Source organism: Mesorhizobium sp. M0029 (assembly GCF_040323735.1).
Taxonomy (GTDB): domain Bacteria; phylum Pseudomonadota; class Alphaproteobacteria; order Rhizobiales; family Rhizobiaceae; genus Mesorhizobium.
The window spans coordinates 1-12480 of the sequence record NZ_JAMYVF010000030.1; the positions used below are offsets into that span (position 1 = coordinate 1).

At 63.4% G+C, this 12480-nt stretch carries 15 protein-coding genes; 5 read left to right on the forward strand and 10 right to left on the reverse strand.

The window, feature by feature from the left end:
• Positions 1-104: 104 nt before the first annotated feature.
• The 3 genes from NKJ76_RS29835 to NKJ76_RS29845 all read right to left on the reverse strand — a co-directional run bounded on the left by NKJ76_RS29835 (position 105) and on the right by NKJ76_RS29845 (position 2077).
• Positions 105-710, reverse strand: coding sequence for a hypothetical protein (locus NKJ76_RS29835; protein ID WP_352539049.1), 606 nt, complete (start codon positions 708-710; stop codon positions 105-107).
• A gap of 32 nt (positions 711-742) precedes the next feature.
• Entirely contained in the window at positions 743-1495 is a 753-nt protein-coding gene (locus tag NKJ76_RS29840) for a DUF4142 domain-containing protein (protein WP_352539050.1), read from the reverse strand.
• A 261-nt stretch (positions 1496-1756) separates the two neighbouring features.
• Positions 1757-2077, reverse strand: a complete 321-nt coding sequence (locus tag NKJ76_RS29845; protein ID WP_156940818.1) for a hypothetical protein — start codon at positions 2075-2077, stop codon at positions 1757-1759.
• On the opposite strand from NKJ76_RS29845, the gene NKJ76_RS29850 reads away from it, so the two are divergent.
• The 5 genes from NKJ76_RS29850 (at position 2076) to NKJ76_RS29870 (ending at position 5045) form a co-directional block, all read left to right on the forward strand.
• On the forward strand, positions 2076-2462 hold the full coding sequence (locus NKJ76_RS29850) for a hypothetical protein (protein ID WP_023698779.1): 387 nt from the start codon (positions 2076-2078) through the stop codon (positions 2460-2462). The genes NKJ76_RS29845 and NKJ76_RS29850 overlap by 2 nt on opposite strands.
• 183 nt (positions 2463-2645) lie before the next feature.
• Positions 2646-2855: a hypothetical protein gene (locus NKJ76_RS29855; RefSeq protein WP_023671091.1), complete on the forward strand. Its 210-nt coding sequence runs from the start codon at positions 2646-2648 to the stop codon at positions 2853-2855.
• 59 nt (positions 2856-2914) lie between these two features.
• Positions 2915-3184 (forward strand): PilZ domain-containing protein, encoded by a 270-nt coding sequence (locus NKJ76_RS29860; protein ID WP_023726509.1) that lies wholly within the window; start codon positions 2915-2917, stop codon positions 3182-3184.
• Positions 3185-3440: 256 nt separating this feature from the next.
• On the forward strand, positions 3441-3917 hold the full coding sequence (locus NKJ76_RS29865) for a dihydrofolate reductase family protein (protein WP_502902370.1): 477 nt from the start codon (positions 3441-3443) through the stop codon (positions 3915-3917).
• A gap of 693 nt (positions 3918-4610) precedes the next feature.
• Positions 4611-5045 (forward strand): hypothetical protein, encoded by a 435-nt coding sequence (locus NKJ76_RS29870; RefSeq protein ID WP_023671095.1) that lies wholly within the window; start codon positions 4611-4613, stop codon positions 5043-5045.
• A gap of 392 nt (positions 5046-5437) precedes the next feature.
• Here NKJ76_RS29870 and NKJ76_RS29875 read toward each other — a convergent pair whose 3' ends face one another.
• The 7 genes from NKJ76_RS29875 to NKJ76_RS29905 all read right to left on the reverse strand — a co-directional run bounded on the left by NKJ76_RS29875 (position 5438) and on the right by NKJ76_RS29905 (position 12378).
• On the reverse strand, positions 5438-6247 hold the full coding sequence (locus NKJ76_RS29875) for an SDR family NAD(P)-dependent oxidoreductase (protein WP_352539051.1): 810 nt from the start codon (positions 6245-6247) through the stop codon (positions 5438-5440).
• 16 nt (positions 6248-6263) lie between these two features.
• Positions 6264-7244, reverse strand: coding sequence for a sugar phosphate isomerase/epimerase family protein (locus tag NKJ76_RS29880; protein ID WP_352539052.1), 981 nt, complete (start codon positions 7242-7244; stop codon positions 6264-6266).
• Between the two features lie 26 nt (positions 7245-7270).
• Positions 7271-8038, reverse strand: a complete 768-nt coding sequence (locus tag NKJ76_RS29885; RefSeq protein WP_352539053.1) for an SDR family NAD(P)-dependent oxidoreductase — start codon at positions 8036-8038, stop codon at positions 7271-7273.
• A 39-nt stretch (positions 8039-8077) separates the two neighbouring features.
• Entirely contained in the window at positions 8078-9184 is a 1107-nt protein-coding gene (locus tag NKJ76_RS29890) for an ABC transporter ATP-binding protein (RefSeq protein WP_023686485.1), read from the reverse strand.
• A 25-nt stretch (positions 9185-9209) separates the two neighbouring features.
• Positions 9210-10115, reverse strand: coding sequence for a carbohydrate ABC transporter permease (locus NKJ76_RS29895; RefSeq protein ID WP_023671100.1), 906 nt, complete (start codon positions 10113-10115; stop codon positions 9210-9212).
• Positions 10108-11043 (reverse strand): carbohydrate ABC transporter permease, encoded by a 936-nt coding sequence (locus NKJ76_RS29900; RefSeq protein ID WP_352539054.1) that lies wholly within the window; start codon positions 11041-11043, stop codon positions 10108-10110. Before NKJ76_RS29900 ends, NKJ76_RS29895 begins: the two co-directional genes overlap by 8 nt.
• Before the next feature lie 81 nt (positions 11044-11124).
• Positions 11125-12378 carry an ABC transporter substrate-binding protein gene (locus tag NKJ76_RS29905; RefSeq protein WP_352539055.1) on the reverse strand — a complete coding sequence of 418 codons (1254 nt, stop codon included), beginning with the start codon at positions 12376-12378 and terminating at the stop codon, positions 11125-11127.
• Positions 12379-12480 lie beyond the last annotated feature (102 nt).

Genomic DNA, 12480 nt, shown 5'->3' on the forward strand with positions numbered 1-12480 from the left:
GAGTTGCAGAACCCCCCCCCCCTTTTGCCACAAATTTGCTGCCCGGCCGCCGCGCCCCCAACCCACCGTGGCCCCCCCGGCGGCGGGGGGGCGGGGCTCGATGATCAAAGTGGGCTGGCGTTGCGCGTTCTGTCGCGCTCGGCCTCGATGTCGGTGTAGGGGTCGGCATTGGCATCGAAGCCGGTCCAGCCACCGGCTTCGTAGGCGCGTCGGCGGTCTTGCAGATCGACCGAGTTGGACTCGCCAAGAATACGCTCGGCCTCATCGGCGAGTTCGTCGCTGACCCTGGCGGTCACCATCGTGCCACCGCGGCGAACGCCCTCCGCATAGACATGCGCATCCCTTTCGGGGACGCCGGACTCGGTCAGCGCCCCGACGATGCCACCGGCAGCGCCACCGACGACCGCGCCGCCAACGGCGCCGACCGCGGTGGCGGCCAGCCATCCTGCGGCCACGACCGGACCGACGCCAGGAATGGCCATGATGCCGAGCCCTGTCAGAAGCCCGCCGGCGCCGCCAATGACGGCTCCGAGACCGGCGCCGCCGGCTACATCCTCGGCGGCGTTGGAAGTGTCGCCATCGTCGTACCAGTCGTCCGAATTGTTGGCGACGATGCTGATGTCGGCCTGCGGCACGCCGATTGCCTCCAGTTCGCCGACGGCATCGGAGGCATCATCGTAGTTGTCGAAAAGTCCGGTTACGGTTTTCATGGTCTTGATCTCCTCGATCTGGTTCAGAGGGTTCAGTTCGCGCCGGCAACGACGTTGCCCTGATAATCGAGCGCCACGGTCGTGGTCTTGCCATCCTTGGTGGCCTGACCGCGCCAGATGCCCTGGTCGTCTTTGGTCAGCTTGGACACGCCGGAGAAGCCGGCATCCTGAATGCGGCTCTTCGCCTGATCCTCGGTGAAGCTGTTGGCACCCGGGACCGGGGCGGCCGGATTGGTGGTGTCGGTCGTGCTCACGGCCGGGGTGGTGGAGCTGGTGGTCGACGATGCATTGTCGGCGGAAGCGATCTTCTCGACCATTTCCTGATGCATTTTGAGCGTCGGCAAGGTCTCGGAGGCGAAGGTCTTCAACTGCGCGTTGTCGCCATCCTTGGCATAGCTCTCGAACAGCGTGACCGCCTCCGAATGCGCATCGCGCTGCATCTGGACATAGGGCTTGTCGACGGCATCGTTGGCATTCTGCAGAGCCTCCAGATCGGCCTTGTGCTTGGCGTCCAGCTCCGTCGGCACTTTCAGCTTCTGTTCGCCGGCGATGGTCGCAAGCTTGGCGTTGGCGGCGCCGTGATCGTCGATCATCTTCTTGGCGAAATCCTTGACGCCTTGATCCTGCGCCTTGCCCTCGGCGATCTTGCTCGAACCCACCTCGAACATGCCGCCGATGGCGGCCTTGTCGACAAAGTCCTGAGCACTGTCGGCGGCGAAGGCGGGCAGGGCGAAGACCATGGCTGTGGCGGTGGCCAGCGAAGCTAGAAGAACACGTGTTTTCATGGACAGAGATCCTCGTTGGGGCACACATCGTGCTGTGAGCCTAACCAGTGCGGCCAAGCTTTGTTCCGCCGCCCAAGCGTTATAACCGGGAGGGTCGATGCCGCGATGATGGCCCCTCATCCTCGGCTTTTGCGCCTTTGCGATGTCGACGCGTGGCGCGGACGGCGACCCGCTCGATGGGCGCCTTGCAAGTCCATCGCAAAGGGAAACGAGGCCTTCGCCGCCCGCAAATGAACACCGCCCGCGGTGGCCTATCGAGGTTCAGCGATCGTTGCGTTCGAGGCGGCGCGCAACCTCTGTTTGTGCGACCTGCAGCAGCGTGTCTATTTCGAACATCGCCGCCGCATGGCCGCCGTCGCGAATGACACGGCGGGCGCGGTGGAGCAGGTCGGAGACCGTCCGCAGCGTTTCAGCATGGCTCGATCGATTCGACAAGTGCGCGCCCTCCATCAGCCACAACCGTTGGATCGGGAGAGTGTTCCCAAAGTTGGCGGCCGGCCCGGCGAATGACTGTGAGCGCAGGCAGCGGAACCATCCTTGTCCGTTGGCCGTTCCCCCTGCCTCAACGAAAGGAACAGCCATGGCCGAGAACGACACCCCGAAGGACACCCCGAAGGACACCGCGAAGGAAACCCCGAAGGACACCCCGAAGATGTCCGCCCGAGAGGCCCAGGAGGCCCTGGAGAAGCAGGTCGCATCGCTGAAGCGCGAGATCAGCAAGATCAACCGGACGCTTGCCGACCGCGCAGAAGATGCCGTCGGCGAAGCCGGCGGCTGGTATGGCAGCGCCACCGAGCGCGCGGCACGGGCAACGCAGCAGCTGAGATCGCAGGCGCAGACGGTGTCCGAAGCCGTCCAGCAAAATCCCGGCACCATCAGCAGCGCTTTCGTGCTTGGCGGCATTGCCGGGTTGTTGATCGGCATGCTGCTCGGGCAAAGCCAGGAACGCGACCGAAGCTGGTTCTAGCGGCGTATCTTATGACTCTATTGCCCCCGCCGGCTTTGCCGGCGGCCAGATCACTGTGGCTTTGAGTGAAAAACTCCCCGCTCGGGTAAACGGGATTTGTGGTCGGCGCCGCCTGGACGGCGCCCTGACAGTTGAGTTTCCCTGCCGCGGTCGTATGTTGTTGACCGCAGTGGAGGATCACAAATGCCCATTCGACGCAAAGCCACCGAGGCCGGCGTTTTGCAGCCATCCGAACTCGAGCTGTTGGGCCGTGTATTCGAGCAGCTTAAGCGCGACGGTCAGTCGCCCGAAGCACGCGACGCCATCGCATCCCGGATTATCGCGAACTATATGGCCGGCGTGGTCGACGAAGCCGAGCTCGTCAGTCTTTCGAGGCAACCGCTGGGCCGGTAGTGCGCTTTCCATTCCGGGTTCAGAAGAGTTTCAGGTCGTCAAATCAGAGGGATAAGGCAATGCCGGCTGACCCACCGATAGAGCGACGGTCGCATATCCGTGATCTTGTTCTGAAGGAAGCGACAATCCGCGTTGGCGACGCCAGTATCAATTGTCTGGTTTGTAACCAGCACGCCCACGGTGCGGAGCTGCGGGTGAAGGCCGATATCGCAATCCCCGACCGTTTCGTGCTTCACGTGCCGGTCGATCATACCAGCTATCGCGCCGTGGTGCGGTGGAGGCGGAACGAGCGACTTGGGGTGCAACTCGATTCGGGACGGCAGGCGTAGATGGCGGTAGCCGGGACGGATCACCCAGCTGTTCAAGTGCAGGGTTGATGGGACAAGGCAGGGCTCGTTTGCGGCACGAACGCTTCCTTCCATGCTGCTTGCGATTTGCAATCAGTTGCGACAGCCTCTGACTGCTTGCATTACAAGCGGTTGGTCCGTGGACCCACTAGGTGAAGGCGCTGCTTTTGGGCAAACTTATCTTGGGAATGAACGTTTCCATCGATGGCTATGTCGATGACCTTGCCGGAAATCTGTCATGGGCGCACCAAGCCAGAAGCACTTCGAGTACTGGATCGAGACGATTCGCAACCATGCCGGCGCTGTGTATGGCCGCCGGATGTACGAGGTCATGCGCTATTGGGACGATGATCACGCGGAATGGGATGCTTCGCTTCGCCAGTTCGCGACACTCTGGCGCAAGCTGCCCAAATGGGTCGTTTCGCGCACACTTTCACGGGTCGGCCCGAACGCCACCCTCATCTCCGGCGATATTGAAACGCAGATTCGCGAGATCGCGGCCCGCACGGAGGGTATCCTGAGCGTTTCCGGTCCGGAACTGGCCGGTCTTATGACCGGGCTGGGCCTGATTGAGGAATATCACCTGCACGTGAGGCCGTTCGTGCTCGGCAAGGGCAAGCCTTTCTTCCACGAGGCAAGGCCTCCGCTGCAACTGGTGTCGAGCACATTGATCGATGACGATACGGTTCATATGATCTATGTGCCGCGAGGCTGAACGATGAGGCGCTTCAGCGCCAACATGCGAACCAACACGTACGTTCGCAGTGGGCCTGGTCCCGGCCTTCGCACCGAGGTCTCACATGTCAGCTTGCGTGCTGGGTACCCAAGCAGCAGAGGGTCTGCTGTCGGCCGAAAATCTGCCGGTCAGCAATGCGCCCCATGCCGGTCAAAGAGGCCTTGCCGCCGTTCCTCCATAAGCAGACATTGCAGACCTACAAGGACATCGCTTTTACGCCCGAAGCGCCGCTTCGGTTGGTCCTTCAGTGACCTGGCGGCCCAAGGGCGTCGTCCTCCACCGCCCGCCCTCGTCCGCAACTCACCGTTGCCAGCGGCTCTGCTCCTGGCCTTCCCGCGATGACCGAGCGGGTAGTGAAACATCATGGTCAAGCCTGAAAAGCAAGGTCCAACCTAGCCGCCTTTCCAGGCCTGCGTCATCATCGTCCAGCAGTTCAGGATCCTGCGTGCGCCAGCCGGGTCCGTCGGGTCGGCCGGCCGCACAGTTTTTTTCATCCCGCTGGAACATTGGCGAAGGAATGCAGTTGGTGTCGCTGCAGATGCCGCCGCGCGGTGCCTGTGGGCGATTGGTGGCAACACCTGATCGGCCGCCGCTCCTTTACGAGGCGGCTTAGCGTGTGAGCCAATCCTGCAGCAAAGGCCCAGGGATTGGAACGACCAACAGGAGGCAGTCATGAAGCACCAGACACTCGATCAACTCCAGTCAGTCGCGGACATCAGTCCACTATCGCCGGCTCTGCTGGCTACAAGGACGCAACGGATAGAGCGGTGGGCGGAACTGCTCTATCGAAATCCGACGCGCTCCCTTGTGGCTCTCACCGGGACTGAGCATCTGCATCCCTCTGTCCGCGGAGAAGCGCGCGCGGTCGGATCGGCGATCAGTGTCGCCTTTGACGATCCACTGCTGCGTGCGTCGGGCATGCAATCGGATACCTACGGGGAAGCCAGACGCTTCTTCGAACTCTCCGATTGGCAGTTGCATGAGATCGTCTGCAGTTGCCACACCGGCGCCACCATGCAGGCTGGCTGGGCCGCCGGGCGTGTCCGCAGGGTCCTCAATGGGAGCAAGATATTGGCTTGGCTGAGAAAAGGATTCATGCCGCACTGAGACACAGCGCTTGCGCCTGAAGAAGCATGCAGGCTCCAGCAGAGATTGCGTCGGCTCCGCGAAGGCATGGCTGACCTCAATGGAGCAGGGCGGCCGAGTTGCTTGCGACTTCAGAAATGACGTTCACCATTGCTTAGTGGACCTCGTCAGGGTGATCGGCAATTTCGTGAATAGCGAGTACCAGCGCCAGTTTCGACCAACCGGTCGGCAGCGCCCTCGTGACCAAGCGGGGTTACTTATCCTCGGTGCGTCACATGTGCGCTTGGTCAGCGGTATAGCCTGCCAATCCCTCCACAGCCGTTTTGACGCTGCGAAAAGCTCGAGGCGCCCAGGAATCCCGAAAACGGACCTTCCGCTTTCGGCCCCGAAATTGAAATTCGAGGCCTCCCCCATCACCCCGGAAAGATCGTAAACCCGCCATCCACCCGCAGCACCTGCCCGTTGATAAACCGCGCCCGCGGGCCAGCCAGAAACGCCACCGCCTCCGCGATCTCTTCCGGTTCCGCATAGCGGTTCAGCGATTTGCGGCTGGAATCCATGCGCTCCGGATCGACCACGCGGGTCGCCTGGAAGCGTGCCGTCTTGGTGGCGCCGGGGCTGACCGCATTGATGCGCACGCCGTCGTCGATCAGTTCCTTGGCCAGACAGCGGGTGTAATGCACGACCGCGGCCTTCAAGGTGGAATAGACGACCTCGGGCGAGCAGCCGAGATGGGCCGCCGCCGACGCGATGTTGATGACGGAGCCGCCGCCGCGCTGCTTCATCGGCGGCACGAAGGCCTGGCAGACCAGCATCGTGCCGATCAGATTGTTCTCGGTGAGCACGCGGATGTCGTCCAGTTCGATGTCGAGGGCGTTGTTCGGGTTTGGCTTGCCGCCCTTGGCGCCGATGTCGCCGCCGGCACAATTGACCAGCACATGCACGTCACCGAGATCGGCCTCGATCCTGCGCTTCATCTCGGCCACCGCCTTCTGGTCGCCAATGTTGCCGGTCACCGACGTGACCTTCGTCCCATGCCGCTTTCGCTCGACCACTTCGCCGAGATTGGCGAACTCGCCATATTTGGCCGGCGCTTCCTCGTTCATGTCGTGGATTGCGACATTGGCGCCGAGTTCGGCCAGGCGCTCGGCCATCACGCGGCCGAGGCCACGGCCGGAGCCGGTGACGAAGGCGGTCAATCCATCGAGTTCACGTGCCGTCATCGGATCTTCTCCATTTTCATCGAACCAGCTTGCGCATGTTGGCGGCGCTGCGCCGGATCATGTCGAGCTCATAGGAAACCAGGGAGCCGTCGTCTTCGCGCTCCCAGGGGGTGCGGTAGTCGGCATCGTCGGGCAGCCGGTTGCGCTGCGCTGCCGCCAGGCAGGCGGCAAATTCGCGCGCCGTCTTCGGGGGATAGCCGCGCCACCAGTCGTCGCTGAGATAGCGGACATGCCGCGCCTCCAGGGCGCCCGGTTCGAGAACGGCGATCATGCGATCGTGGTGTTGGCCAAGAATGGTGAACAGCTCGGCAAACGGCACCGCACCGTCGCCGATGGCACAACGGATCAGCCGATAGCCTTCGGTCGTGAACTGCACGCGGTAATCCTTGAGGTGGACATGGCGGACACAGGGGGCGATCACCTTCGTAAAATCGAGCGGCGCTTCGCCGACCGGGAACGTGTTGCCGGTGTCGAAGGTGACGCCCACACTGTCACCACCTAGCGCGCAGAATTCGACGAGTTCCCGGCTGGTGAAGTCCTGGTGGTTTTCGATCGCAAGGACATACCCTTCGGCATTCGCGCGGGGACCCCATTCCACCAATCGCTCTCGAATGATGCCGACGTACTCGCTCCATTTTTCGCCGGCGGCGTTGCGGTCTCCGCAGAGAATGGGCGTCAGCGCCGTCCGGATGATTTTGGCCTTGAGCAGGCGCGCGGCCCGAAACGCATCGTCGAGCGGTTCGCCCACCAGCAGGCCGCCGCTGACGACCGGCGTGATGCCAAGGCCGGCGAGCCGTTCGCGCAGCGCGATCACCGCGTCGTCGGAAAGCTCGGTCAGCCATGGCACCCAGATCTCCAGCACGCGCGCGCCGAGATCGGTCGCGAGCGCGATGAAACCTTCGAGCCCCGCAGGTCTAGGATTGGCGCGTGGCGTGCCGCGGCCCTGGAGGCCGAGATGATAGGTCAGGCCGTAGGGGTTCAGGCCGACCTCGAGCATGAAGCGATCCTTTGAGTCAGGTGTGGTCATCGCAGGCCGGCATCCACGGTGATCGACTGCTTGGTGATCATGCGGCTGTCGTCGGCGGCGAGGAACAGCACCGTGCGCGCGATCTCCTCGCCGAGCAGAACCTTGCGGATCACCTGGCGCTGCACGACCTGGTCGACCGAACCTTGGGTCTTGTACCAAAGCTCCCGCTGCCGGTCGGTGATGACGGCGCCCGGCTCGATGGCGTTGACGCGGATGTTGTCGGGGCCAAACGCCCGCGCCAGCGCGAAGGTCAGCCCGACCACCGCAGCCTTGGCCGCCGCATAGGGCGCCATCTCTGACGCGCCGAAACGCCAGGCGATCGAGGAAAAATTGACGATCGAACCAAAGCCCAGTTCCTTCATGTGCGGATGCACGGCCTGGGCGGCAAAGAAGTGGTGCCTGAGGTTCACATCCTGGGCATGGTCCCATGTCGCCTGGGTCACGTCGGCGACCGGCTGGCGATTGTCATCGGCGGCGTTGTTGACCAGCACTGCGACAGGCCCGAGGCGGTCGCGCACCGTGCCGATCGCGGCCTGGAGGGCGGGGATATCGGTCACATCGCAGCGCAGGAACAGGGGCGCGTGCGCTGCCGCGGCGGCGAGTTCCCGCGCGAGCGCCTCGCCGGCCTCCTGCTGCAGATCAAGAAACGCCACTCGTGCGCCATTGGCGGCGAAGGCGCGGACCGTGTCGGCGCCGATGCCCGACGCACCGCCGGTGATCAGCACGACGCGCTCGGACAGGCTCGGATAGGTGGCGAAGGACAAGGCGGAACTCTTTTCAGATCAAGCTTTGGTCAGATCGGGTCAGATCAGGCGTTGGGTCGTCGGGTCGAACAGGCACGCACGCGCCATGTCGATGCCGAGCGTCACCGTCTCACCCATAAGCGGCGTGCCGTCGGGGTCGAAACGACCGGTGATCTCCTTGCCGCCCAGGCGCAGGACGGCCATGGTCTCCGCGCCTGTCGGCTCGACCAGTTCGACCACGGCATCGATCTGCGCGATGCCCGGCTTGCGGCGCGCAAGATCGGGATCGAAGCGGTAGATGTGCTCGGGACGGATGCCGAGCACGAGCTGTCGCGGCGTGTCGGATGGGAGCGCCTGGACGATCGGCAGGCTGGCCGTCTTGCCGTCGGCGGTCTGCAGGACAACAGTGCGGCGACCGCCTTCCTGGCTCAGTTCGGCGGCCAAAAAATTCATCGCCGGCGACCCCATGAAGCCGGCGACGAACATGTTGGCCGGACGGTTGTAGATCGTGGCGGGATCGTCGAATTGCTGGACCTCGCCCTGATGCATCACGGCGATGCGCGACGCCAGCGTCATCGCCTCGACCTGGTCGTGGGTGACGTAGACGGTGGTCTTGCCGACGCGGTGATGCAGCTTCTTGATTTCGGTGCGCATGTCGACGCGCAGCTTGGCATCGAGATTGGAGAGCGGCTCGTCGAACAGGAACAGTTTGGGATCGCGCACCAGCGCCCGGCCCATGGCGACGCGCTGGCGCTGGCCGCCCGAAAGCTGTCCGGGCTTGCGCCCTAGCAGCGGTTCGATCTGCAGGAAGGCGGCAACCCGCTTGACGGCCTCGTCCTGCTGCGGCTTCGGGACGCGGCGGCTTTCCATGCCGAAGGTGATGTTCTCGCGCACCGTCATCGTCGGGTACAGGGCATAGGACTGGAACACCATGGCGATGTCGCGGTCCTTCGGCGCCACCGAATTGACCAGCCGCCCGTCGATGCGGATCTCGCCGGAGGTAACGGATTCGAGCCCGGCGATCATCGCCAGCAGAGTGGACTTGCCGCAGCCGGACGGTCCGACCAGCGCGATGAACTCGCCGTTCCGCGCTTCGAGATCGATGCCCTTCAGCACCTCGACCGCGCCGAAGTTCTTGCGCAGCGATCGGATGATCAATGTCGACATGCAATGCCCTTCACTTGATCGCGCCTCATTTGATGGCACCTTGCGTCAGGCCTCGCACAAAATACTTGCCGCCGAAGAGATAGATCAGCAGCGGCGGCAGCGCGCCGATCAGCACGGCGGCGCTCATGACATCGTAGGCGCGCACATTGGTGCCGCTTGCCGTCAGCGCGACGAGCGCTGCCGTGATCGGCTGTTGCTGCCCGGAGGTGAAGACGACGCCGAACAGATATTCGTTCCAGATGCCGGTGAACTGCCAGATCACCGTGACGATCAGGATCGGTGAGGAGAGCGGCAGAATGATCTTGCGGAAGATGCGCCAGAAGCCGGCGCCGTCGATGCGCGCCGCCTTGATCAGGTCGTCGGGGATGCTGACGTAGTAGTTACGGCAAAACAAAGTGGTGAACGAAATGCCCTGGATAACGTGGATGAGGACGAGCCCGTAGACCGAATTGCTGAGGCCGAGATTGCCGAGGATGAACGCCCACGGCATCAACGAAATCTGGCCCGGAATGAAGACGCCGAGCAGCATGCAGGTGAACAAAGCTTCCGAACCTCTGAAGCGCCATTTCGACAGGATGTAACCGTTCATCGCGCCGACCGCCGTCGAGATGATCGTGGCCGGGATCGTCATCTTCAGGGAGTTGTAGAAGTTGCGCTGCATGCCCTCGCAGGTGCCGCCGATGCAATAGGTGCTCCAGGCCTGGCCCCAGGCATCGAGGCGGAAGCTGCGCGGCAGCGAGATCAACCCGTTGCGCGCGATCTCCTGCTGGTCGCGGAATGAATTCAGCACCACCACCAGCAACGGGACCAGGTAGATCGCCGCGAAGACGACCAGCAGCCCATAGATGGCGAAGCGGGTGAGAAAATGCCGGCGCGACGCGACTGCGGCAGCGCGACGGTCGAGCGACTGGTCCAGGGAGACGTCAGCCATGGCCGGCTTCCTTGCGCCGGCGCCAGACCACCCAGAATGAATAGGGCACCAGCACCACGGCAACAGCGGCAAGCATCATGATGGCGGCGGCCGCACCTTCGCCGATCTGGCCGCGTTGGAACATCAGGTCATAGACGTAGATGGCGGGGAAGGTGGTCGAGATCCCCGGGCCGCCTTTGGTCAGGGCCGCCACGAGGTCGAAGGTCTTGATGGCGAACTGGATCTGGATGACGGCGACCGCCAGGAAGATCGGCGCAATGGTTGGCAGAAGCACCTTGCGATAGATGCGGAACGTCGATGCGCCGTCGATCTGCGCGGCCTTGACGAGGTCCTGATCCACCGAGCGCAGGCCGGCCAGGAACAGCGCCATGGCAAAGCCCGAGGCCTGCCAGACGCCGGTGATGATCACCGCGTAGATCGCATAGTGCCGGTCGCTGGCGAGTGCGAAACTGAAGCTCGTCCAGCCGAAACCGCGCACCATGGCCTGGATGCCGTCGGTCGGATTGTAGAGCCAGCTCCAGACCGTGCCGGTGACGATGAAGGAGACGGCCAGCGGATAGAGGAAGATCGTGCGCCAGGCCGCTTCGCCGCGCACGCGCTGGTCGATCAGGATCGCCAGCAGCAGTCCCACCGCCATCGAGCCGACGATGTAGAAAGCGCTGAAGAAAAACAGGTTGTTGTAGGCGATGTTCCAGCGCCGGTTCGCCCACAGCGACGCGTAGTTCTCGAGGCCGACGAAGCCGTAGGTCGGCAGCAGCGAGGAGTTGGACAGCGAGATATAGAGCGTCCAGCCGGTGAACACGAAGACGTAGACGAAGCTCGCCACGAGAGAGGGGCCGAGCACCAGCAAGGGCATCGCGGAGCCCAGCCGCTCGCGCCAGGGGCGGGCGGGCGCCGGGACCGACAGGATCAGGTCGTGATTTGACATTCAGAGCACGGAAATTGGCAGAGCACGGGACTGGAAGGGAGGACGGCCGGGCGGATAGGCATCGCGCCCGGCCATTCCCGTCTATTTCTGTGCTTCCGCCGCGTCGGCCATCGCATTGGCGCCATCCTCCGGCGACATGTCCGGCGTCGCCACGAACTCGGTAATGGAGTCCATGATCGCGCCGCGCATCTTCTGCGGGATGGTCATGTTGTGCGCCATCGAGCGGACCAGCGTGCCGTCCTTGATCGAAGCCTGGAGATCCTTCTGCGAGAGCTGCTGGCACGGATTGAAGCCCTTCGACAGATCGATATCCAGGCGCGCGGGGATCGAGCCCTTGGCCTGGTTGAATACCGTCTGGAAGTCGGGCGACAGGATCAGGCTGGCCAGCAGCTTCTGGCCGTCGATGTAATCCTGGTCCTTCTGCTTGAAGAACACGACCGAGTCCGAGTTGAGGATGAAGCCGGGTTTGCCCCAATCGGTCGGCGCCTGGGCGCAGACATAGTCGGTGCCTTCCTTGAAGCCGGCGGCGGTCAAAAGGCCGATCGTCCAGTCGCCCATGATGTGGAACGCCGCGTCGCCCTTGCCGACCAGCGCCGACATCGAATCCCAGTCGCGGCCGACCATGCCCGGATCCATGTATTTGCTCGTCATCAGGCGCATCTGCGTGAAGGCCTTGACCATCCCCGGGCTGCGCATGGACTCGACATCGCCTTCGACGAAGGCCTTGCGGTAGAGATCGATGTCCTGGCCGTAGAGCACGACCTCGAACACCGTCGAATCCGTCCAGTCGGCGGTCGAATGCGAGATGCAGATCTTGCCTGTGGCGATGATCTTGTCGCAGGCCGCATTGAACTCGGCCCAGGTCTTGGGCATTTCCGCCACGCCGGCCGCCTGCATGACCTTGGGCGAGGCCCAGAGCCAGTTGATGCGGTGGATGTTCATGGGCGCGGCGACCCATTTGCCGGTCGGCTTCATCACCGGAAGCAATTCCGGCGCCACCACTTTCTCCCACCCTTCCGAGGCCGCCAACTCGTCGAGATCGGCGGTCATGCCGGTCTCGTTCCATTCGGCGATCTCAGGGCCCTTGAGCTGCACGGCAGGCGGGGCATTGCCGGCGATCACATCGGCGCGCAGCTTGGCCAACGTGTTGGCCGTGTGGCCGGCGATCGAGGTCTGCTCCCATTTGCCGCCCTTGGCGGTGAACATCTCGCCGAGGTTGGCGATCGCCTGGGCGTCCGATCCGGTCGCCCATTGGTGCAAAAGGTTGGTCTTGGGCTCGGCGAAGGCTGCCCCGGCTAAAAATGTGCACGCAGCAGCGGCCGCAAACGCGGTCATGACGGACTTCATCGTTTCACTCCCATATCGTGTTGCACGGTTCGTCTCGACCGCTTATGGCCGCGGTTTGAAGCCGCCGCCGGCGAGATGCGTCAATCTCGA